Below are 22278 nucleotides of genomic sequence, written 5' to 3'. Positions count from 1 at the left end.
GGATGCAGCCGCCCGCTCCCGCGTGCGACCACGTCTAGTGTGGACCACGGCAGCTCTCCGGCCCCCACCGCAGTGCGGGAGCTCGCAATCTGGCAGTCTGGCGAACCGTCGAGGAGGAGCACGTGCCCGAACCCCAGAACAGCGGGGGTGAGGTGTCCGAACCCGACGTCCGTGCGTCGACATCGGATAGCGAGAGCCCGACCCGACCCGATGCGTCGTCCCCGGACGGCTCGCCGCCGGACCGGCCTGCCGGAGACCAAGCCGCGGAGACGTCGGAGACCACCCCGCCCCGGACCGGAACCAGCCCGCCGACCGAGGCCGTGACCGCGTCGAACGCCGCGGAATCCGAGGCCGCGGAGGCGAGCGGCGCGCCCCGGGAGCCGGCGGCGCGGGCCGATGCCGATGAGACCAAGGGCACAGCCGCCGCGGCCGAGTCGTCGGAGGCAGAGGCGGACTCGGCGGGTGAGACCGCGCGGCTGAAGACCGTTGATCCTGCTCCTGGCGGGGAGCGGGCCCGCGATAGCGCCGATCGGCCGGACGGCGAGGATTCCCCTTCAGGTGCCGACTCCGAGCAGGCTGCTGTGCAGCAGACCGCCCGGCTGACGACCGTTGACGCCGAGGCCGGCGACGCCGTCGAGGCCAAGGGGGCGGAGAAGGCCGACGCGGTCCAGCCGACCCAGCCGACTGCCGCCGACGGTGTCGGCGCCGCGTCCGCGAAGAACGCTGCGGCCAGCACGTCGAAGCGCGTCGCGGGAAGCCTCGGCGAAGAACAGGCGAAGCCGACGTCCGCATCCGATGCGGCCGAGGCCGATGGCCCGCCCGCCGAGGACCGGTCCGGACAAGGGGCCGGCGCCGAGGACTCCGAAGAAGAGGTCGACGAAGCCGCCTCGAAGGCGGATTCCGGCGAGCAGACCGATGGCGAGGTCGACCCCGGCGACAAGTCCGAAGACAAGGCCGGCAACGCTGGCAAGGAGGCCGACGGCGGCAAGGCCGGCGCAGTGGCCGACGGCGAGCCCGGCGAGAGGGCTGACGAGAACCCGGGCACTGCTTCCGATTCCGGAGCGGAGGCCAGCAGCGCGCCCAGCGGCACGGTCGAGGCAGCCGGAGCTGCAGCTGCACCCGAACGCTCCGAGGACGGAGCGGCCGTCGAGTCCGACGCCGCTGACGGAGATTCCGAAGCGACAGCGGTTTCCGGCGCGGACTCGGGAACGGAAACCGGGGCGGACGCCGGAACGGAAACCGGGGCGGACGCCGGAACGGCGGCTGAGTCCGCAGAGACGACCACTGCCACCGAAAGTTCCGATGCGGCAGCGACTTCCGGCTCCGACACCGAACGGGCCCCAAAAGAGGATTCCGGCGCCGAACCTGACGCAGAAACCGGCGCGGACGCCGAACCAAAAGCGGATTCCGGCGCCGACGCGGAGTCCGCAACGGCAGCCGAGTCCACGGTTTCCGGCCCTGACGCAGGATCGGATTCCGGCGCGGACGCCGAATCTGGAACGGAAACCGACACGCACACCGGCGCCGACGCGGCTGCCGAAGCTGGAGACGCTGCCGAAACTGGAACCGCTGCTGGATCTGAGGCCGCTGCTGGATCTGAGGCGGTAGCCGCCGCTGGGACGAAGCCCGAACAAGTTTCCGCTGATGAGGCCGACGGCACTGGTTCCGCGACAGACGCGGAAGACACCTCTGGAACTGGCGCGAAAGCAGCTGCCGGGCCTGCTGCCGATGCTGGCTCCGAGCCGGCCGACGATGCCGACGCCAGGACCGAAACGGCCGCTGACTCCGGGCTGGCGGGCGCTGGGACCAAGCCGGGAGAAGGCCCCGAGCCAGGAACGGGAACTGACGACGGTCCTGATTCCACCGCGGAATCCGCTGAACCCACTGTTGAGCCGAAGACCGCGGGTGCCGAGTCCGCAACGTCGGCCGAGCCTGCCGGGGCAGCCACGGCAGGGGCCGGGGATGAAACGAGCATGGCTGCGAAAGCTGGTACCGAGGCCAGTGCCGGGGCCGCGTCGAGCGAGGAACCCGCTGCTGGGACTTCGCCTGGGGCAGCAGCCGCAGCAGCCCCAGCAGCCGCTGGTGCGGCGGCAGGGACGACGGCCGGGTCGGACGCCGGTCGCAAGCCAGGAACGGCGCGCGGCGAAGAGGAGCCGGAGCGGGACGACTGGCCGACTGGTGATGAGGCGCCGGAGCCGGACGATCGGCCTGCTGGGGGCGAGGAGCCGGAGGCGGATGACCGGCCGACCGGCGACCAGGAGCGCATCGTCGAGCCGCCGGTCACCGCCGTCGAGCTGACGCAGCAGTTCTCGCCGGTCACTGATGTGACGCCGCCGCCCAGCAACGTCGAGCAGACCCAGCGGATCAGGCGGGTCGAGATCGCCGGCCCCGTCGAACCGCCGCGCATCGACGAGACGCAGCAGATCCCATGGGTCGCCGCCCAGCCCATCGACTCGACGCAGCAGATCGCGAAGGTCCCGGCGGAGACCGAGGCGGAGAAGACCATCCGGATCGACCTCAAGGGCCTCGAAGCGCTGCGCGCCGCGGACCCGGGACCTGCGACGCAGCAGATCAAGCCCGTGCCGCCGGTCGCTCCCGCCGAGCAGACGCAGCAGTTCGCCCGGCCGGACTTCGACGGCCCGCCGCCGCGCCCCGCGTCCGCCGCGGATTTCGCGGGCCTGACGCCGCCCCGGGCGCAGCCGCAGCGCATCCCGCCGCAACCCGCTTCGCCGGCGGACTTCGCCGGTCTCGCCGGGGCGAAGCCCGCTTCGCCAGCGGACTTCGCGGGCCTGACCGGATCGCGGGCGCAGCCGCAGCGCATCTCGCCGAGCGCCGCGTCCGTGCCGCCATTGGGCGAAGAACCGCCGAAGGCAGAGCCGTCGCATCGCCGTCGCCGGGGGCTGATCGCGGTCGCCGTGATCGTCGTCGTGCTGCTCGGGGCTGGCATCGCGTTCGGCCCGACGCTGGTCGACGCCCTGATGAAAGCGCAGCTCGCCGATCCGCCCACGCCGATCCGGCTCAACCCGGCGATCAAGCCGCTCGACCAGAACGCGCCGCTGCCCACGAAGGCGGGCCTCCACGACGCTCTCGCCGGAGCGCTGGGCAACCCTGGTCTGGGCAGCTTCGCTGGTGTGGTGCTGGACGCCCAGACCGGACAGGTGCTGCGGCAGCAGAACGCCGGTCAGGAGATGGTCCCGGCGTCCACCGGGAAGCTGCTGGCCATGAGCGCGGCGCTGCTCGTCCTGGACCACGACCAGCGGCTCACCACCAAGGTGGTGCGCGGCAGCCAACCTGGCACCGTGGTGCTGGTCGGCGGTGGTGACCTGACGCTGTCCACGCTGCCCGCGAACAAGGAGTCGGTCTACCCGGGGGCCGCCCGGTTCGACGACCTGGTCGCCCAGGCCCGGGCCGCGGCCGGGGGCGACGTGACGTCTGTGCTGGTGGACACCAGCCGGTACACCGGACCCGGCCTCGCCCCGGGCTGGCTGCCGCAGGACGTGGTCGGCGGGATGATGGCGCCGATGGAGCCGGTGATGTTGGACGGGGGCCGGGACGACCCGACCAAGGACTACAGCCCCCGGACCTCGACCCCGGCGGTGGAGGCCGCGCAGCGGCTCGCCGCCGGGCTCGGCGCGACGCAGGTGTCGAAGGGCGTGGCGCCGCCGAACGCGCAGGTCCTCGCCCAGGTGCAGTCGCCGACCGTGCAGGAAATGGTCGACATCGCGATGCAGCACTCGGACAATTTGCTCGCCGAGGCGCTGGCGCGCGAGGTGGCCATCGCCACCGGCAACGACCCGTCGTTCGCGGGCTCGGCCAAGGCAGTGCGCGACGTGCTGGCGCAGCACGGCTTCGACGTCACCGGCACGACCATGGCCGACGGCAGCGGGTTGTCCCTGGACGACCGGACCACGCCCAAGCTGCTCTCCGCTCTGCTGGCCTCGGCGACCGCCCCGGCCAGCCCGGAGGGCGGGCTGGCACCGCAGTCGGCGAAGCTGCGCGGGCTGCTCACCGGGATGCCGATCGCCGGGGGCAGCGGCAGCCTGAGCGACCGCTACGGCGGGAGCCCCGGCGAGGGCTGGGTGCGGGCGAAGACCGGCACCCTGAACGGCGTCAACAGCCTGGCCGGCACGGTGGTGACGAAGGACGGCAGGCTGCTGGTGTTCGCGCTCATGTCCAACGGCACGAGCCCGGCGGTCGCCCGGCCCGCGCTGGACGGCGTGGCCGACGCCCTGCGAGGCTGCGGCTGCCGCTGACCGGGGCACGGCTGTTTCCGCAGGTCAGGCGCCGTGAGCGCTTTCGGGTGCTATAGCGCCCACAACCACTCACGGTCGTTGACCAGCGGAAACGGTGCGCGGCTGCGCAGGTGCGGCCTCGAAAGTGAGGTACCTGCGGGGCTGCGGGCGGGGTACGGTCGGTCGTGTGAACGCCCGACCTTCCACCCTGTCCCCGTCCCCGGACCGGGGCGCCACCGGAGAGCATCGGGCGCTGGACTGGAACATCGCCGTCGCCACCGCGGTCCGGCTGATGAAGCCGGGGCCGGAGGTGCCCCGGTCGGAAGCCGAGCAGGCGGTGCGCTCGCTGCGGCAGTTCAGCGTCGAAGCCGAATCCCACGTCCGCGAGCTGACCGGCCTGGGCCAACACCTGCCGATCGCCGAGGGGGACGTCGTCGACCGGCCCGCCTGGGTGCGCGGCGCGGCGGACGGCCTCGCCGAACTCACCGACGCCGCACTGTCCACAGCGGACTCACAGGTGCTGCGGGGCAACGACCTCTTCGGCGGCATCAGCGCGCGCGGCGCGGGGCTGCAGGCCGGGGTGGTGCTCGCCTACCTGGGCGGCAAGGTGCTCGGCCAGTTCGACCCGTACGGCGAATCCGGCATCGCCGGGCAGCAAGGCCGGTTGCTGCTGGTGGCACCGAACATCGTCGCGGCGCAGAAGTCCCTCGGAGTGCCCGGCGACGACTTCCGGATGTGGGTGTGCCTGCACGAGTCGACACACCGGCTGCAGTTCAACGCGGTGCCGTGGCTGCGCGAGCACTTCGCGGAGAGCCTGGGCACGCTGCTGGCGGAGATGGAGGGCACGACCGGTGAGCTGCTGACCAGGCTGCCCGCGGTGCTGCGGGAAGCCCGCTCGGCCCGCTCCAGCAGCGACTCCAGCCCGGGCATACTCGGGGTGATCGAGCTGCTGCAGACGCCGAGCCAGCGGGCCGCGCTGGACCGCATCATTGCCATCTCCACGCTGCTGGAAGGCCACGCCGACCACGTGATGGACGCGGTGGGTCCGCGGGTGGTGCCCAGCGTGGCCACCATCCGCCAGCGCTTCACGGAGCGCCGGAAGGGCGGCGGCCTCCTCGACCGAGTGCTGCGCAGCCTGCTCGGGGTGGACGCGAAGATCCGCCAGTACGCGCAAGGCGCGGCGTTCACCCGGCACGTCGTGGACGCCATCGGGATGGCCGACTTCAACGCGATCTGGACGTCCCCGGACCACCTGCCGACCCGCGCCGAGATCGGCGACCCGGCAGCCTGGATCCGCCGGGTCCACGGCTGACCCGGGTCCGCCGGGAGGGCGACTTCGATTTCAATGAGGTGATCTCGGTAAGAAGTGGCTGAAGGCGGCCTGCCGGAATGGGTGTGTGATCGGGTAGGGCTGGCCTGGGGAGAGTGGGACGTGGGGTCCCTGGTAGAAGAAGTTCGACCAAGAAACGATCTTCGACCAGGGAAGGCCCCACGTGGTCACGTATTCTGCCAAACTCGATGTTCCCCGTGAACTGGTGCTCTTCCTCAGCAAGCTGCTGGCCGGTGAACGCCGCCGGAAAGGGACCCGCAAGGGGCGCCGGGCGTTGACCACGTTCTGGCAGGCTGTGCTGGTCCTGCGGTGGTTCCGCGACCGCACCGACACCACCACACTGGCCCGCGATCACGGTGTCGCCCGCGCGACCGGCTACCGGTATGTCGACGAGGGCATCGAGGCGCTGGCCGCGCAGGCCCCGGATCTGCACGACGCCCTGCAACGGGCCAAAGACAACGGCGACGCCTATCTGATCCTGGACGGCAAAAACTTCTCCTCCGACCGTCTCGGCGAAAAGACCACCAGCACCAAAGGCACCGAGATCGACCTGTGGTACTCCGGGAAAACCCGCGAACAAGCCGGCAACATCCAAGCACTGACGGACCCGGACGGGTTCCCGCTGTGGGTCTCCGACGTCGAGCCCGGGTCCGTCCACGACATCACCGCCGCTGAAAACCACGTCCTCGGCGCCCTGTACTGGGCTTACTCCCAGCTCGACCTGCCCACCCTGGCCGACGGCGGCTACCAGGGTGCCGGAGCCGGGGTCCTCACCCCGATCAAACACCCCAAAACCAGCAAAGGCCGCCCACTCGACGTCGACAACCAGACCTACAACAAACTGCTGCGCGGCCTGCGCGCCCTCGGCGAACGTGGATTCGCCCTGCTCACCGGCCGTTGGCGCGCCCTACGACACTTCACCACCAGCCCCCGCAAAATCGGCCCCATCGTCAAAGCCGCACTCGTACTCACCCAATTCGAACACGGCCGACTCGCATAACCCCCTACTGAGATCACCTCAATGGAAATCGAGGGTCCGATTTCCATTCAAATTGCGGAAGTTGTCCACAGACGTCGGCGTGTCGTGGTTCGACACGCCGACGATCCGCAGTTTCCATTGAAATTGCATGCGGGAGAATGGCGGCGTGCCGCCGCCCGATCCCGCCGTCAGCGCCGTTCGCGGCGCCCTCCGGCGCCTGCTCGGCTCCGCCGAGGCCGTGCCGTTCCGCGGCGCTCCGCTGACGGTCGCGTGCTCCGGTGGCGCGGACTCGCTGGCGCTCGCCGCTGCCGCCTCGCACGTCGCTCGCCGCGAGGGTGTCGCGGTGCATGGTCTGGTCGTGGACCACGGGCTCCAGGTCGGCTCCGCCGACGTCGCCGCCCGCGCCGCCGAGCAGCTCCGCGGGCTGGGGTGCTCGGCCCGGGTGATCGAGGTCGAGGTCGGGCGCGGCGGTGGGCTGGAGGCTGCTGCCCGTCGCGCGCGCTACGCGGCGCTGCGCGTGCAGCGCCCGCCGGGTTCGTTGGTGCTGCTCGGACACACCCTCGATGACCAGGCCGAAACCGTGCTGCTCGGGCTCGGGCGGGGTTCGGGGGCTCGGTCGATCGCCGGGATGCGGCCGTTGGATCCGCCGTGGGCGCGCCCGTTCCTGGGTGTCCGCCGGGCCACGACCGAGGCCGCCTGCGCGGCGTTCGGCCTAAAGCCGTGGCTGGATCCGCACAACTCCGATGCGCGTTTCACGCGTGTGCGGTTGCGCACAGAAGTCCTTCCGCTGCTTGAAGATGCATTGCAGGGCGGGGTGCGGGAGGCGCTCGCGCGCACCGCTCGGCAGCTGCGCGAGGACGCCGACGCGCTGGACTCGCTGGCCGCCGAGGTGCGTGGTCGCGTCGAGGCCGGCGACGTGCTCGATGCCGTGGCATTGCAGGAAGTTCCGGGCGCGCTGCGGCGTCGGGTGCTGCGGGTGTGGTTGCTGGAGCGCGGGGTCCCGGAGATCACCGACGAACACCTGCGCGCGGCGGACGCGTTGGTGTCCGACTGGCGCGGTCAAGGCGGACCGGCCTTGCCAGGCGACTTTGTGCTGCGCCGGGCGCATGGCACGCTTTTGGTGGAAGCGGCGGGCCGCAAGCCGCCGAATGGTTGACGGGACGCCGAGGCGTTCGGTTCGGGCGGTGGGAAGCCAGCGCCGGGAACCGGTGTCCCGTCGATTCGACAAGAGGGGAAGCCGGGCCGTGTACGACGGCGACATCGCTTCTGTGCTCATCACCGAGCAGCAGATCAACGACAAGGTCACCGAGCTGGCAAAGCAGGTCGACGAGGACTACCAGGACGCGGGTGGTGATCTGCTGCTGGTCGGCGTGCTCAAGGGCGCGGTCATGTTCATGACCGACTTCGCGCGGGCGCTGCCCCAGCCGGCCCAGCTGGAGTTCATGGCGGTCAGCTCCTACGGCTCGTCCACCTCTTCGTCCGGCGTGGTGCGCATCCTCAAGGACCTCGACCGGGACATCGCCAACCGGGACGTGCTGATCGTCGAGGACATCATCGACTCCGGGCTAACGCTGTCCTGGCTGTTGAAGAACCTGAGCTCGCGCAACCCCGCCTCGCTGGAGGTGTGCACCCTGCTGCGCAAGCCCGACGCGGTGCAGGTGGATGTCCCGGTGAAGTACGTGGGCTTCGACATCCCGAACGAGTTCGTGGTCGGGTACGGGTTGGACTACGCCGAGCGCTACCGTGATCTGCCTTACATCGGCACGCTCGATCCGAAGGTCTACACGTCCGGCGTGTGAGCCGGGAGCGGCCGGGCAGGCGTGTCCGGTTCGGCCCTCCCGCCCCAATGCGCCCCCGGTGGCCGAGTACGCTGGGCGTCCTGCGTCAGCTCGGCATGGTCGTGCCCTCGCATCGGCCGGTACGCTGGTCTGAAGGGGTTGACGGCGATGACGAAGTATGTCTACCAACAGCCGTTGCCCGAAGTGACAGTCAGGGAGGGTCGAGGCCGCCCGACGGCCGCAAGTGAATGGACCGAAAGCGACTGCTCCGCAACCCGCTGCTGTGGATCCTGACAGCGTTTCTGCTGATCTACGCGTTCAGCGTGCTCTTTGACGAGACTCGCTCCTACCGCGAGGTCTCCACCTCGCAGGCCCTGGAACAGATCGCCCAGGGCAAGGTCAAGGAAGCGACCATCGAGGACAAGGAGCAGCGGGTTCGGCTGACCCTCAACCCCGGCCAAGGCTTCCAGGGCAGCGAACAGCTGATCGCGCAGTACCCGGCCGGTGCCACCGACCAGGTGGTCGCCGAGATCCGCAATGCGCACGTGCCGACGTGGAACACCAAGGTCACCCAGGACTCGTTCTGGGTGCAGATGCTGTTCTACCTCGTCCCGATCGGCCTGCTCGTGCTGCTGCTGATGTGGATGATGAACAACGTCCAGGGCGGCGGCAACCGCGTCCTGAACTTCGGCAAGTCCAAGGCCAAGCAGCTCACCAAGGACATGCCCAAGACGATTTTCTCGGACGTCGCGGGTGCCGACGAGGCCGTCGAGGAACTGCACGAGATCAAGGACTTCCTGCAGAACCCCGGCCGCTACCAGGCCCTCGGTGCCAAGATCCCGAAGGGCGTCCTGCTCTACGGCCCGCCCGGCACCGGTAAGACGCTGCTCGCCCGAGCCGTCGCCGGTGAGGCTGGCGTGCCGTTCTATTCGATCTCCGGTTCCGACTTCGTCGAGATGTTCGTCGGTGTCGGTGCCTCCCGCGTCCGCGACCTGTTCGAACAGGCCAAGCAGAACGCGCCGTGCATCGTCTTCGTCGACGAGATCGACGCGGTCGGCCGCCAGCGCGGTGCCGGCCTCGGCGGTGGGCACGACGAGCGGGAGCAGACTCTCAACCAGCTGCTGGTCGAGATGGACGGCTTCGACTCGCGCGGCGGCATCATCCTGATCGCCGCGACGAACCGGCCGGACATCCTGGACCCGGCGCTGCTGCGCCCGGGCCGCTTCGACCGGCAGATCCCGGTGTCCGCGCCGGACCTGCGCGGTCGCCGCGCGATCCTGAACGTGCACTCCAAGGGCAAGCCGTTGGCGCAGGACGCCGACCTGGACGGCCTGGCCAAGCGCACCGTCGGGTTCTCCGGTGCCGACCTGGAGAACGTGGTCAACGAGGCCGCCCTGCTTACCGCGCGGGAGAACGGCCAGCTGATCACGGCCGCCGCGCTGGAGGAAGCGGTCGACCGCGTGATCGGCGGCCCGCGCCGGAAGAGCAAGATCATTTCGGAGCGGGACAAGAAGATCACCGCCTACCACGAGGGTGGGCACGCGCTGGCCGCCTGGGCGATGCCCGACCTCGAGCCGGTGTACAAGCTGACGATCCTGCCGCGCGGTCGCACCGGCGGGCACGCCCTCGTCGTCCCCGAGGACGACAAGGACATGATGACCCGCTCGGAGATGATCGCCCGCCTGGTGTTCGCGCTCGGTGGCCGCTCCGCCGAGGAGCTGGTCTTCCACGAGCCGACCACGGGTGCGTCCAGCGACATCGAGCAGGCCACCAAGATCGCCCGCGCGATGGTCACCGAGTACGGCATGACCGCCCGGCTGGGCGCGGTCAAGTACGGCAAGGAAGAGGGCGACCCCTTCCTCGGCCGCACCGCCGGTCAGCAGCCGAACTACTCGCTGGAGGTCGCGCACGAGATCGACGAGGAGGTGCGCCGGCTGATCGAGGCCGCGCACACCGAGGCGTGGGAGGTGCTCAACACCTACCGCGACGTGCTCGACGACCTCGTGCTGGAGCTCATCGACAAGGAGACGCTGGTCCGCAAGGACCTGGAGCGCATCTTCGCCCGAGTGCAGAAGCGCCCCCGGATCACCGCGTTCAACGACTTCGCCGGTCGCACGCCGTCGGACAAGCCGCCGGTCAAGACCCCCGGCGAGCTGGCCAAGGAGCGCGGCGAGCCGTGGCCCCCGGTCAAGGAGGAGCCGACTCCGACGCCGTCCCCGGCGGGTGCAGCGGGCAACCAGAACGGTGCTCCGCCGCACCACGAGCAGCCGACCCCGGCCGGTGCCGGTGCGGGTGCGGGTGCGCACCAGGGCACGGTGCAGTTCCAGAACCCGAACCAGGGGCAGCAGCAGTCAGGCCAGCACGGCCAGGTGCCGCAGGCGGTTCCGCCGAACTACGGCGCGCCGCCCGGGTGGACCCCGGCGACCAACCCGTCCGGTTCGAGCTACCCCGGTGGGGGCGGCGGCCAGTACAACTGGACCCCGTCCTGGGAGCGCGGGCAGCAGGCTCCGGCCGAGCACCCGGCAGCGCAGCAGGGCGAGCCGAAGGCGGAGGAAGCCCCGCGGCCCGACCCTGAGACGAGCCAGGACTCGGCTCAGGACAACGACAGCGGCAACTCCAGCCGCTGATCACTCCGGTGCACTCGGCGCCTCCGGGCGCCTCAGCCGGTGGAGGAAAGACAAATTGACCAGCACGGTCGACGAGCCGATCGGGGCGGGGGGCGACTCCCGTCCCGACGGCTCTTTCCACATTCCCCAGTTCGACCAGGCCCGCGCCGAGGCGGCCGTCCGGGAGCTGCTGCTCGCGGCCGGTGAGGACCCGGACCGGGAGGGCCTGCGCGACACCCCGGCCCGCGTCGCCCGCGCCTACCGCGAGCTGTTCGCGGGGCTGTACACGAACCCCGACGAGGTCCTGGACAAGACCTTCGACGAGGCCCACGAGGAACTCGTCCTGGTTCGCGACATCCCGGTGTACTCCCAGTGCGTGCCGAGCAACCAGACCGTCAACCTGGTTGATGGTGCGAAGCCCGCTCGGGATGTCCGGATCGGGGATCGTTTCTGGACCCTCGTCGACGGCAAGGTAGAGCAGACCGAGGTCGTCGAGGTCAGTTCGCACCAGAAGCGCGAACTCGTCGAGGTCGTCACAGAGAAGGGCCGATTCCAGGTCACTCCTGACCATCCGCTGGCAACGCCGCAGGGATGGCAGGAAGCCAAGGATGTGGCCGGTACTTACATCGAGTGGACGCCGCAGCAGAAGCTGTGTCGCCAGCGCTGGCAGCCGAAAACCGGTTACGAATTCGGTTACGCGCTGGGAGCCCTTTGCTCGGACGGCACGGTCGGCGACAGGTACGTATCGTTGGTGGTGAACGATCGCGACTTCGCGAAGAAGTTCGCCTACGCGCTCGACCAGGCCTTCGGCGTCGATGCCGAGATCGAGGAGATCGAACGGCCGTCCGGTCACCTGCAACGCCAGGTCGAAGGCTTCCGCGTGCGAGTCGTTTCTTCCTACCTGGCGGACCTGGTGCGCCAGTACGTCGGAGGGGACGCGCACCATCAGCGGCAGCGGTTCCCGCGAGTCGTGATGTCGAACGAGATCACGTTCCACGGTTTCCTAGATGCCTATGTCGACGGGGACGGGTTCCGGTCCAAGACCAGTCGCGGTCAGACGATCGCAAGCATGAACGCTGGCTTCCTGGAAGACGTTGCCCAGATGATCGGCGCACGGTTCACGTCGAAGACCCCCGCGACGATCTCCCGGCTGTGGATCGCCGATGACTGGTTCTTGCGACACGGCTTCAGCCAGGAATCGCATCGGACCGACCTGATCGAGTCGCAGTGGGTCAAGGTCGAGTCGGTCCGGCACCTGGAGGCAACCGGTGCGAAGCCGTACACGGTTTATAGTTATAAATGCGATCCGCATCCGACGTTTCTAATTAATGGACATTTGACTCACAATTGTGAGCATCATCTTTTGCCATTTCATGGAGTTGCTCACGTTGGATATATTCCTAATGAACTGGGCCGGGTGACCGGGCTGTCCAAGCTGGCCAGGCTCGTCGATCTCTACGCCAAGCGCCCGCAGGTGCAGGAGCGGTTGACCTCGCAGGTCGCCAATGCGCTGGTGCGCCGGTTGGAGCCTCGCGGGGTGATCGTGGTGATCGACGCCGAGCACCTGTGCATGGGCATGCGCGGGGTTCGCAAGGCCGGTTCGACGACCACGACCTCCGCGGTGCGCGGTCAGTTCCGCAGCTCGGCTTCCTCGCGCTCCGAGGCGTTGTCGCTGATCAGGGGTCGATGATGCATTCGCTGTTGCCGCACCCGCCGCGGTGCGCGGTGATGGGCGTGCTCAACGTGACCCCGGATTCGTTCTCCGACGGCGGGCGCTACCTGGACCGGGCCGCGGCCGTCGCGCACGGCATCGAGATGCACCGGCTGGGCGCGGACATCATCGACGTGGGCGGTGAGTCGACCCGGCCCGGCTCGGAACGCGTCGACGCCGCCACCGAGATCGAGCGCGTGCTGCCGGTTGTGCGCGAGCTGGTCGCCGCCGGTGTTCCGGTGAGCGTGGACACCACCCGCGCCAAGGTCGCGGCGGTGACCGCAGAGGCCGGCGCGGCGATGATCAACGACATCTCGGGCGGCTTGGCCGACCCGGACATGGTGCACGTCGCGGCGGACACCGGGCTGCCGTGGGTGCTGATGCACTGGCGCGGCCACAGCAAGGACATGAACAGCCTCGCGGTGTACCAGGACGTCGTCGCGGAGGTGCGCGATGAGCTGCTGCAGCAGGTCGACACGGCGCTGACCGCCGGCGTGGCCGAGGACGCGATCGTGCTGGACCCGGGGCTCGGGTTCGCCAAGAGCGGGTCGCACGACTGGCAGCTGCTGCAGCGGCTCGACGTCTTCGTGGACCTGGGTTTCCCGGTGCTGGTCGGGGCCTCGCGCAAGCGGTTCCTCGGGCGGCTGCTGGCCGACGCCGACGGCAAGCCGCGACCGCCCGCCGGGCGGGAGACGGCGACCGCCGTGGCGTCGGCGCTGGCGGCGGATCGCGGGGCCTGGGGCGTGCGGGTGCACGACGTCCGGCAATCCTTGGACGCGGTCGCGGTGACCGCCGCGTGGCGCAACGGAGGAGAATTCGGTGGCTGACCGGATCACGTTGACCGGCCTGAAGGTGCGCGGCAACCACGGCGTCTTCGACTACGAGAAGCGCGACGGGCAGGACTTCTTCGTCGACATCACGGTTTGGATCGACCTCGGGGACGCTGCCACGAGCGACGACCTGGCGAAGACGCTGCACTACGGCGAGCTGGCCGAGCGGGCCGCGGCGATCGTCGCCGGGCCGCCGAAGGACCTGATCGAGGCGGTGGCCGGTGAGATCGCGGACGACGTCATGTCCGACGAGCGGGTGCACGCCGTCGAGGTCACCATCCACAAGCCGAGCGCGCCGATCCCGTTGACCTTCGCGGACGTGGCGGTGACCATCCGTCGCTCCCGCCGCGGCGGCCGCGGCAACGTCGTCCCGGCGTGAGCCGTGCCGTCGAGTTCAGGTTCCGTGAGTGCTTTTGGGTGCTATAGCGCCGAAAAGCACTCACGGGTCTTTTCAGCAAAGGGTGCCCTTCGCGGGCCGTGCGATTTCGGGAGGCTGCGATGAGCAGGGCGGTGCTTTCGCTCGGGTCGAACCTCGGGGACAGGCTGGCGTACCTCCGGCTCGCCGTCGAAGGCGTCTCGGACGTGCTGGTCGCGGTGTCCCCGGTGTACGAGACGGCGCCGTGGGGGGTCACCGACCAGCCGGACTTCCTCAACGCGGTGCTCATCGTGGAATCACCGGGACTCGACGAGTGGGGCTGGTTGCGCCGGGGCCAGGCGCTGGAGCAGCAGGCGGAACGCCGCCGCGAACAGCGTTGGGGCCCTAGGACTTTGGACGTCGATGTGGTCACTGTGGACGGTGTCCGCAGCGAGGACCCCGAGCTGCTGCTGCCGCACCCCGGCACGCCGAGCCGCGCCACCGTGCTGATCCCGTGGCTGGCGATCGACCCGAACGCCGAACTGCCCGGCCACGGCCGCGTCGAGGACCTCCTGGAAGCCTTGCCCCGCAACGAGGTCGACGACGTCCACCTCCGCGCGGACCTGGCGCTTCGCTGATCGTCCACTGAGGAATTTCTGGTGGCGCGCGATTTGCGCATCACCCGGGCCGGGCGTGATTTCGCGAGAAATTGCGCCCGGCCCGGGTGATGCGCCGCTTAATCGTTCGACGCGCGGAGGGCGGCGGCCAGCCATCGGGTGGTGGCCGCCGTGACCGGGTGCTTCGGCCAGTTGTTGATGGTCGCCAGCAGTTCCCAGTAGCGCGACATCCGCTCGTCGGTGCGGTTCTCGTAGTCCTCCGCGAGCTCGCGGCGGGACTCCGCGGTGTCGGCCCGGCCCCACAGCGCCATCATCCGCTTGGCCAGGGCCTGCGCCTCGGCGCCCTCCGGTGACGTTCCCGACTCGACGAGCACCCGCGCCTCGTCGGTGACCGCCCACCACTTCTGCGCTTCTTCCTGGTCCGCCACCAGCGTTTCGCCGGCGTCGCGGCGGTCGGAGTGCTCCTGGTACAGCGCCCGGACGGCGCGCCGGAAGCCGGGTTCCCGCACCAGTTCGGCCAGCTCGATCCAGGCCTCCAGCTGCTCGGCCGTCGGGTCGGCGGGCAGGTTCGGTTTGGCCTGGCGCAACCATTCGGTGAATCCCGGGGTGATGTTGAGGTCGTCCGCGCTGACCTCGTCCCAGAACTCGTCGATCAGCCGGTTGCGCCCTTCGTCGGACATCTGCGCCAGCTTGTGCATGAGTCGTACCTCCTCGGTCGATCGGTCGAGCTTCACGACCGCCCGCAGCACCGCCCGCCGGGTCTGCAGCATGCGGATCTGCTCCTCCAGCAGCTCCAGGTGCGTCTTGGCCAGGTTCGAGAGCGTGGTCTCGTTGGCGAGGAACCGTTGCACCTCGTCCAGCCCGGCGCCCAGCTCGCGCAGGGTGCGCACCAGTTCCAGCCGGCTGATGGCCGTCACGTCGTAGCGCCGGTAGCCGGCTGCGGTTCGGTCGGTGGGCGGCACCACGCCGCTGTCGGAGTAGAACCGGATCGTCTTAACGCTCAGCCCGGTTCGCCGGGCCAGCTCGCCGATCGTGTAGAGCACGGTGTCGTCCACGGGATTCACCTTCGACCCTCCAGTCGGTGGAGACTCAAGGGCATTTTCGCCCGCGGATGGTCCGGGTGGGGTGAGGTGCCATGCTGGGACCGTGGCACCGCGACACGCAGAGCACCTGACCTTCACCAAGCCCCGGCAGCTCATCGTGGGCGGCTTGGCCGCGGCCGTCGTGGTCTACCTGCTCTCCACGCTGGTGTACGGAGAGCTGCCGCCGCTGCCGCTGCTGGCCGGGGCGACGCTGCTGGTGATCGCGCTCATCGACCTGCTCCTGGCGTTGAACATGCGGCCGCGGGTCAAGCGCAAGCCGGGCACCGAACCGGTCGACGGGCTGACCGCCGCGCGCGCGGTCGCGTTGGCCAAGGCGTCGTCGCTGGCTGGCGCGATCATGGCCGGTGCGTGGGTGGGGCTGATCGCCTTCCTGCTGCCGCGGCTCGGCACCGTCGAGGTCGCCCGGGCGGACACCTTCGCCGCGGTGATCGGGGCGATCAGCGCGGGCGCGTTGATCGCGGCCGGGCTCTGGCTGGAGAGCTGCCTGCGCAATCCGGACGAGCCGGAAGAGCCTTACGACGACGAGGAATGAGCCGAGTCGTTCGGCCGTTCGGTCGGCGGTGCGCTGCGCCACACCGGCCAAAGTGGAGACCGGTCTCTTCCCTTGAGATCTCGAACTGATAACCGCCCGGTACCGTGGTGGCTATGTCCGAACGCGGCAGCACCGAATCCGGATCCCGCAGGGGGCGATCGACAGCCTTGTGGGTGCTCGTGCTAGTGCTCGCCGCGGCCGCCACGGCGGTCCTCGTGCTCACCAACGACGCCCGCCTGCTGCGCCTCGGGCTCGTCGCCGCACTGTGGTCGGCGCTGATCGGCGCCTTCGCGGTCGCCAAGTTGCGCAACCGCATGGTGGAGGGCGAGCAGCATGCGGCGGACAGCCAGCGCATCTACGAGCTCGAACTGGAGCGGGAGATCGCGGCCCGCAGGGAGTTCGAGCTGGAGGCCGAGGCCGAGGCGCGGCGCAAGGCCGCCGAGGAGTCCGAGAGCGAGATGCAGGCGCTGCAGGCGGAGCTGCGCCGACTGCGCGAGAGCCTGGAGAAGGTGCTCGGCGGCGACGTGCTGTTCGAGCGGGTCGCGCTGCGCGCCGAATCCACCCGGGTCCGCTCGTTGCCCGAGCGCGGCAAGGTGGAGGGCCAGCTCGTCCCGCCGCCGGCGCGCGAACTTCCCGCCGCACCAACCCCTTCCAACGGTGCCCAGCCCAACACCGAGCTGATCACCAGGTTGTCCGGGGAGCAGCCGGAGCGGCGGCCCAAGCAGCGGCAGCGGCCCAAGCCGCAGCCGGCCCACCCCGCCGCGGCCAAGCGCCCGGACAAGGCGTACTACGAGCGCGCGGAGGCGCCACGTCGCGCCGATCCGTCGGCGCCGTCGAAGGCCAAGCCCGAACCGGTCGCCCCGCCGCCGGAGCCCGATCCGGCGGGCGCGCACGCCGAGGGGACCTCGGTGAACGACTTGCTAGCCGCGTACGGGGGTACCTCCGATGCGCAACGCCGACGCCGCCGACGTGCCTGAGAAGGTGACTATCCGGGCACCGGTCCGAGCCGTTATCTAGGGTTTTGTCCGTGTCGAGTCCTGATCTCCAGAGACAGCCCGCCGATCTGTCCGGCGCGCGCAGGCTCCAGAGCCGCAAGCACCACGCCGTCGGATGGCCCGTCGCCGGCCTGATCGTGCTCGGAATCTGTGGGTTGGTGATGGTCGGCGTCACCACCTCGAAGGTCGGGGTGGCGCCGGCGCTGGTCGGGGCGGTGGCCGCCCTGCTGCCGGTGGGCGTGGTGTTCGCCGCGATCATCTGGATCGACCGCTGGGAGCCGGAACCGCCGATGCTGCTGCTCGGCGCGTTCCTGTGGGGCGCCGGCGGGGCGACCGCGTGTTCGCTGCTGCTCAACGACGCCATCACCGACCTCGGCAACGTCCTGTTCGGCCCGGACAACCGGTTCTTCCTCACGGCGGTGGCGGGTCCGCTGGTGGAGGAGGCGGCGAAGGCGCTGTTCGTCGTGGCGCTGTGGTTCCGCCGCCGGTCGGAGTTCAACGGGCTGGTCGACGGCATCGTCTACGCGTCGCTGACCGCGGCGGGCTTCGCCTTCACCGAGAACATCCTGTACTTCGGCAAGGCTTTCGCCGCCGGCGGGCTGGGTAGCGTAGGCGGCGGTGTCGTGGCGGTGTTCATCCTGCGCGGGGTGCTCGCGCCGTTCTCGCACCCGCTGTTCAGCTCGATGTTCGGCATCGGCGTCGGGTTGGCCTCGCGGACCGACAGCAAGCGGCTGCGGCTGCTGTACCTGCTGGGCGGGTTCGCCGGCGCGGTGCTGCTGCACGCGGTGTGGAACACGTCGACGCTGCTCGGCGGCACGGAGTTCCTGAACGTCTACTTCCTGATCATGGTGCCGATCTTCCTGGGCACCTTCTGGCTGGTGGTGTGGCAGCGCAAGCGGGAGCAGCGGATCGTCATCCAGCAGCTGCCGGTGCTGGAGCGGGCCGGGCTGATCGTGCGCAGCGAGATGGAGATGCTCGCGACGCTCGCGGGTCGGCGCGGCTGGCTGCGCAAGGTGCGGCGCAGCGCCGGGAACGAGGCGGCGAAGGCGGTGCGGGACTACCAGATCGCGGTCACCGAGCTGGCGTTCCTGCAGCATCGGGCCGCGCAGGGGCAGACCACCAGCGCGGCGCGCCGGGCTCGTCGCGAGAAGCTGATCGAGGACCTGAAGCAGGCGCGGCGGTCGGCGGCGGGCACGCAGCATGCGATCCAGACGGCCCGCATCAAGCTCACGGAGCTGACCCAGCACAACCTCCGGCGCCCGCCAGGCCCCAGGAACCCGAGGCCGCCGATCCAACGCTCCCGGGACTGACCGCGATTTCAATGGAAATCGGACCTTCGATTTCCATTGAAATCGCGGGCCCAGGGGCGCGTCAGGACCTGGATTGCGTGGTTCTCGCCACCTGGGGGGCACGGCGGCGGGATCGGCGGGCTAGTCTCGCGCTGCTGTCTGGTACCCGGTGGTTGGGACTGGAACGGTAGGGGAGGACTAGGTGGTAATGGCTGCTGGTCGCACGGGCCCTCGGCTGCGGGTCGGAGTCATCTCGGCCGGCCGGGTCGGTGCCGTCCTGGGTGCGGCGCTGCAACGCGCGGGTCACCAGGTCGTCGCGGTCTCCGCGGTCTCCGAGGCATCGCTGCGCCGGGCCGAGGAACTGCTCCCCGGGGTCGCCGTGCTGCCGCCCGACGAGGTGGCCCTGCAGGCCGACCTGGTGCTGCTGGCGGTGCCGGACGACGCGATCGCCGGGCTGGTCCGCGGTCTGGTCGCCACCGGATCCCTGCGCGCCGGGCAGATCCTCGCGCACACCTGCGGCGCGCACGGCGTGGGCGTCCTCGCCCCGGCCGCCGACGTCGGCGTGCTGACCGTGGCGCTGCACCCAGCCATGACCTTCACCGGCCGCCCGGAAGACGTCGAACGCCTCGCCAACGCCTGCATGGCCGTCACGGCGTCCGGTGTGGACGACGCGGGTTGGCACGTCGCGGAGGCGCTGGCGCTGGAGCTCGGGATGGAGCCGGTGCGGGTGCCGGAGGAGTCCCGCCGCCTCTACCATGCCGCGCTCACCCACGGCGCCAACCACCTGATCACCCTGGTCAACGAGTGCGCCGAGCTGCTGCGCGGCGCGGGCATCGAAATCCCCGACCGGGTCATGGCACCGATCCTGTCCGCCTCGCTGGACAACGCGCTGCGCCTCGGAGACCGCGCCATCACCGGTCCGGTGATGCGCGGCGACGTCGGCACGGTCCGCGCGCACCTGGCCGCACTGAGCGGGGAGAACCCCGAAACCGTGGCCAGCTACCGCGAGCTGGCGAAGCGGACCGCGGAGCGAGCCGAGCAGGCCGGGATCCTGCGTGCGGACGGGGCCGCCGCGGTCCGCGCAGCGCTGGACGAGGAGCCCGCGTGAGCATTGCAGACACTGGAGTCGTCATGAGCGAAAGCCCGGGTTTCGCGCGGGGCGAGCTGACCGTGCACCGCGAGCCCACCGAACTGGCCAGGGTCACCCGCGCCCTGCGGGCCACCGGCCGCCGGATCCACCTGGTGCCGACGATGGGCGCGCTGCACCGCGGCCACCTGGAGCTGATCCGCCGGGCCCGGGACATCAACGCCGTCACCGTCGTGTCGATCTTCGTGAACCCGCTGCAGTTCGGGCCGAACGAGGACTTCGACCGCTACCCGCGCACCTTCGAGTCCGATCTGGAAGCGTGCCGGGCAGCCGGGGTGGAGCTGGTCTTCGCGCCGTCGGTCGACACGATGTACGGCCCCGACCCGCAGATCACCGTCCACTCCGGACCGCTGGGCGTGCAGCTGGAGGGCGCCTCCCGGCAGGGGCACTTCGACGGGATGCTCACCGTGGTCCTGAAGCTGCTCAACATCGTGCGGCCGGACCTGGCGTTCTTCGGCGAGAAGGACTACCAGCAGCTCGTGCTGCTCCGCCGGATGGTGCGGGAGCTGAACCTGGACGCCCGGATCCAGGGCATCCCCACCGTGCGGGAAGCGGACGGCTTGGCGCTGTCCTCCCGCAACGCCTACCTCAACGCCGAGCAGCGGGAGGCGGCGCTGGTGCTCTCCGCGTCGCTGACGGCCGCGGCGCACGCCGCGGCGGCGGGAGCGGATGCGGCGCTCAACGCCGCCGGTGCGGTGCTGGCCACGGAGCCGTCGGTGGATGTCGACTACCTGGAGCTGCGCGACACCGAGCTGGGCCCGGTCCCGGCAGAGGGTGAGGCGCGGCTGCTGGTGGCGGCCAAGGTCGGATCCACGAGGTTGATCGACAACGCGCTGGTGCTGCTGGGCAGCCCCGGCGTGTCCGAACAGAGGTGAAGCGGCGAACGCGCGGGTGCCCGTCGAGACGGATCGGGCGTCGCGCAAGATACGTCGGCAAACCGCGGTATCAGCAGTAGGAGGTCTGCGATGTTCCGCACCATGCTGAAGTCCAAGATCCACCGCGCCACGGTGACCCAGGCCGATCTGCACTACGTCGGTTCGGTGACCGTCGACGCCGACCTGATGGATGCCGCGGACCTGCTGGAAGGCGAGCAGGTCGCCATCGTCGATGTCACCAACGGCGCGCGGCTGGAGACCTACGTGATCACCGGCGAGCGTGGCTCGGGGGTGATCGGCATCAACGGCGCCGCCGCGCACCTGATCGAGCCCGGCGACATCGTGATCCTGCTGTCCTACGGCGTGATGGACGAGATGGAGGCGCGTTCGGTGCGGCCGAAGGTGATCTTCGTCGACGCGGACAACCGGATCCTGGAGCGGGGCGAGGACCCGGGCAGCGCCCCGGCGGGTTCGGGTCTTACCAGCGCGGCGGTGCTCGCCGACCCGACGGCCGAGACGGACGACGCCGCGAAGCTCGACGCCCTCCTGCAACAGCCGGAGCACTGAGCTTTGCGGGGAGGGTTCGTGGTCGGTATGCGTGGCGGTGCGGGTAGGGGAACCGCGGACGCCCTCTCGACTGCGGGATCCCCGATGTCCAGTAACACGCGGCTTCGGGGCTGTCCTCGCGAGAAGAACTCGGGGTGTGGGCTGTCGTCGCGACGTCTGAGAACCCGCGGCGGTGCGAGTTGAGTGCGCGGTGAAGGAGAAAGCGGCGCTTGCCTGACGTCAGAGCCCAGCCGAGCGCGGCGGGGCCGCCGCCGGCGTGATCGCTGACAACCGAAGGGACCAACGACGGTGCTGCTCGCCATCGACGTCGGAAACACCAACATCGTGCTCGGCCTCTACGCCGACCGCCCCGAGGTCGCGGACGCCGACGTCGCCACGACGCTGGTGCGGGACTGGCGGATGCGTACCGAGCCGCGGATGACCGCCGACGAGATGGCGCTGACGATGCGCGGGCTGCTCGGGGACTACGCGGACGAGATCACCGGCATCGCGGCGCTGTCCACAGTGCCCGCCCTGCTGCGCGAACTCCGCGTCATGCTGGGCCGCTACTGGGGTGACGTGCCGCGCGTGGTCGTCGAGCCGGGCGTGCGCACCGGGGTGCCGCTGCTGGTGGACAACCCGAAGGAGGTCGGCGCGGACCGGGTGATCAACACCCTGGCGGCGCACCACCTGCACGCGACCAACTGCGCGGTGGTCGACTTCGGCACTTCCACGAACATCGACGTCATCTCGGCCAAGGGCGAGTTCCTGGGCGGCGCGTTCGCCCCGGGCATCGAGATCTCCCTGGACGCGCTGGCCTCGCGGGCCGCGCAGCTGCGCAAGGTCGAGTTGGTCCGGCCGCGATCGGTGATCGGCAAGAACACCGTGGAGTGCCTGCAGTCCGGCATCCTGTTCGGCTTCGCGGGTCAGGTCGACGGCCTGGTGCGCCGCATCGTCGCGGAGCTGGAGTCCACCCACGGCGGCCCCACCACTGTCATCGCCACCGGCGGCCTGGCCCCGCTGGTGGTGGCCGAGTCGACGACGATCACCCACCACGTTCCGGACCTGACCCTCCTCGGCCTCCGCCTCGTCTTCGACCGGAACTTCCGCTGACACCGGAGGTCCCGACTCGTCGGGATCCGCGAGGACTGGTCGTGCGCGAATCGGGGAGCCCGGAGTCGGGAAGGCGTCCGAGGTTCCAGCGCTCGCACCGCAGCGGGGCCGAGCGGGAACAGGTCAACCGCTGAAAGTGCTCCTGGTGGTGGGTGGTGGGAGGGCGAAACGTACCCTTGGGGGCCGTGACTGACCAGGACCTTCCCACCTCCCCGGCAACCAGCGCTGATGGCGTCGACG

Annotated in this window: 17 protein-coding genes and 2 pseudogenes; 18 read left to right on the top strand and 1 reads right to left on the bottom strand. The window is 70.3% G+C overall.

Features of this window, described 5'->3' with window-relative positions:
- Positions 1–122 precede the first annotated feature (122 nt).
- The 11 genes and pseudogenes from dacB to folK all read left to right on the top strand — a co-directional run bounded on the left by dacB (position 123) and on the right by folK (position 14459).
- Complete coding sequence (gene dacB / locus DL519_RS28310; protein WP_190819273.1) at positions 123–4253, top strand: D-alanyl-D-alanine carboxypeptidase/D-alanyl-D-alanine endopeptidase; 4131 nt, start codon at positions 123–125, stop codon at positions 4251–4253.
- Positions 4254–4419: 166 nt separating this feature from the next.
- Positions 4420–5544, top strand: a complete 1125-nt coding sequence (locus DL519_RS28305) for a zinc-dependent metalloprotease (RefSeq protein WP_190819271.1) — start codon at positions 4420–4422, stop codon at positions 5542–5544.
- A gap of 181 nt (positions 5545–5725) precedes the next feature.
- Positions 5726–6562 (top strand): transposase family protein, encoded by an 837-nt coding sequence (locus DL519_RS28300; protein WP_190819269.1) that lies wholly within the window; start codon positions 5726–5728, stop codon positions 6560–6562.
- A gap of 127 nt (positions 6563–6689) precedes the next feature.
- On the top strand, positions 6690–7697 hold the full coding sequence (gene tilS, locus DL519_RS28295; protein WP_190819267.1) for a tRNA lysidine(34) synthetase TilS: 1008 nt from the start codon (positions 6690–6692) through the stop codon (positions 7695–7697).
- A gap of 88 nt (positions 7698–7785) precedes the next feature.
- The gene (gene hpt, locus DL519_RS28290; protein WP_190824265.1) at positions 7786–8340 is read left to right on the top strand and encodes a hypoxanthine phosphoribosyltransferase; all 555 of its coding nucleotides are present in this window, start codon (positions 7786–7788) and stop codon (positions 8338–8340) included.
- 227 nt (positions 8341–8567) lie between these two features.
- Positions 8568–10946, top strand: coding sequence for an ATP-dependent zinc metalloprotease FtsH (ftsH, locus tag DL519_RS28285; RefSeq protein ID WP_190819265.1), 2379 nt, complete (start codon positions 8568–8570; stop codon positions 10944–10946).
- 79 nt (positions 10947–11025) lie between these two features.
- Positions 11026–11301: pseudogene (locus DL519_RS28280) on the top strand (GTP cyclohydrolase I); the annotation flags it as partial.
- 972 nt (positions 11302–12273) lie between these two features.
- Positions 12274–12615: pseudogene (gene folE, locus DL519_RS28275) on the top strand (GTP cyclohydrolase I); the annotation flags it as partial.
- Entirely contained in the window at positions 12612–13463 is an 852-nt protein-coding gene (gene folP, locus DL519_RS28270) for a dihydropteroate synthase (protein WP_190819263.1), read from the top strand. The pseudogene folE and the gene folP, both read left to right, overlap by 4 nt.
- Positions 13456–13845 (top strand): dihydroneopterin aldolase, encoded by a 390-nt coding sequence (folB, locus tag DL519_RS28265; protein ID WP_190819261.1) that lies wholly within the window; start codon positions 13456–13458, stop codon positions 13843–13845. Before folP ends, folB begins: the two co-directional genes overlap by 8 nt.
- Positions 13846–13964: 119 nt before the next feature.
- Complete coding sequence (gene folK / locus DL519_RS28260; protein ID WP_190819259.1) at positions 13965–14459, top strand: 2-amino-4-hydroxy-6-hydroxymethyldihydropteridine diphosphokinase; 495 nt, start codon at positions 13965–13967, stop codon at positions 14457–14459.
- 98 nt (positions 14460–14557) lie between these two features.
- Here the strand turns inward: folK and DL519_RS28255 are convergent, their stop codons facing one another.
- Positions 14558–15493 carry a MerR family transcriptional regulator gene (locus DL519_RS28255; RefSeq protein WP_190819257.1) on the bottom strand — a complete coding sequence of 312 codons (936 nt, stop codon included), beginning with the start codon at positions 15491–15493 and terminating at the stop codon, positions 14558–14560.
- Between the two features lie 91 nt (positions 15494–15584).
- Here DL519_RS28255 and DL519_RS28250 point away from each other — a divergent pair, with 91 nt between their 5' ends.
- From DL519_RS28250 to DL519_RS28220, 7 genes are all read left to right on the top strand, one after another.
- Positions 15585–16073, top strand: coding sequence for a DUF3180 domain-containing protein (locus DL519_RS28250; protein ID WP_223839643.1), 489 nt, complete (start codon positions 15585–15587; stop codon positions 16071–16073).
- A 173-nt stretch (positions 16074–16246) separates the two neighbouring features.
- Complete coding sequence (locus DL519_RS28245) at positions 16247–17050, top strand: DUF6779 domain-containing protein (RefSeq protein ID WP_223840367.1); 804 nt, start codon at positions 16247–16249, stop codon at positions 17048–17050.
- 50 nt (positions 17051–17100) lie between these two features.
- Positions 17101–18378, top strand: a complete 1278-nt coding sequence (locus DL519_RS28240) for a PrsW family intramembrane metalloprotease (RefSeq protein ID WP_190819253.1) — start codon at positions 17101–17103, stop codon at positions 18376–18378.
- Positions 18379–18565: 187 nt separating this feature from the next.
- Positions 18566–19465: a Rossmann-like and DUF2520 domain-containing protein gene (locus DL519_RS28235; RefSeq protein WP_190819251.1), complete on the top strand. Its 900-nt coding sequence runs from the start codon at positions 18566–18568 to the stop codon at positions 19463–19465.
- A 23-nt stretch (positions 19466–19488) separates the two neighbouring features.
- Positions 19489–20379, top strand: a complete 891-nt coding sequence (panC, locus tag DL519_RS28230) for a pantoate--beta-alanine ligase (RefSeq protein ID WP_190824263.1) — start codon at positions 19489–19491, stop codon at positions 20377–20379.
- Between the two features lie 90 nt (positions 20380–20469).
- Positions 20470–20946 carry an aspartate 1-decarboxylase gene (panD, locus tag DL519_RS28225; RefSeq protein WP_190819249.1) on the top strand — a complete coding sequence of 159 codons (477 nt, stop codon included), beginning with the start codon at positions 20470–20472 and terminating at the stop codon, positions 20944–20946.
- 288 nt (positions 20947–21234) lie between these two features.
- Positions 21235–22038 carry a type III pantothenate kinase gene (locus tag DL519_RS28220; protein ID WP_190819247.1) on the top strand — a complete coding sequence of 268 codons (804 nt, stop codon included), beginning with the start codon at positions 21235–21237 and terminating at the stop codon, positions 22036–22038.
- Positions 22039–22278 lie beyond the last annotated feature (240 nt).

It is taken from the genome of Saccharopolyspora pogona (assembly GCF_014697215.1).
GTDB lineage: Bacteria > Actinomycetota > Actinomycetes > Mycobacteriales > Pseudonocardiaceae > Saccharopolyspora > Saccharopolyspora hattusasensis.
This window is presented reverse-complemented; position numbering and strand designations above follow the sequence as displayed.

Bases quoted from the DNA above. Each gene is read 5' to 3' on its own strand.
- folP (WP_190819263.1), top strand. From the start codon at position 12,612: ATGATGCATTCGCTGTTGCCGCACCCGCCGCGGTGCGCGGTGATGGGC.
- panD (WP_190819249.1), top strand. From the start codon at position 20,470: ATGTTCCGCACCATGCTGAAGTCCAAGATCCACCGCGCCACGGTGACC.
- ftsH (WP_190819265.1), top strand. From the start codon at position 8,568: ATGGACCGAAAGCGACTGCTCCGCAACCCGCTGCTGTGGATCCTGACA.
- panC (WP_190824263.1), top strand. From the start codon at position 19,489: ATGAGCGAAAGCCCGGGTTTCGCGCGGGGCGAGCTGACCGTGCACCGC.
- DL519_RS28235 (WP_190819251.1), top strand. From the start codon at position 18,566: ATGGCTGCTGGTCGCACGGGCCCTCGGCTGCGGGTCGGAGTCATCTCG.
- folK (WP_190819259.1), top strand. From the start codon at position 13,965: ATGAGCAGGGCGGTGCTTTCGCTCGGGTCGAACCTCGGGGACAGGCTG.
- tilS (WP_190819267.1), top strand. From the start codon at position 6,690: ATGCGGGAGAATGGCGGCGTGCCGCCGCCCGATCCCGCCGTCAGCGCC.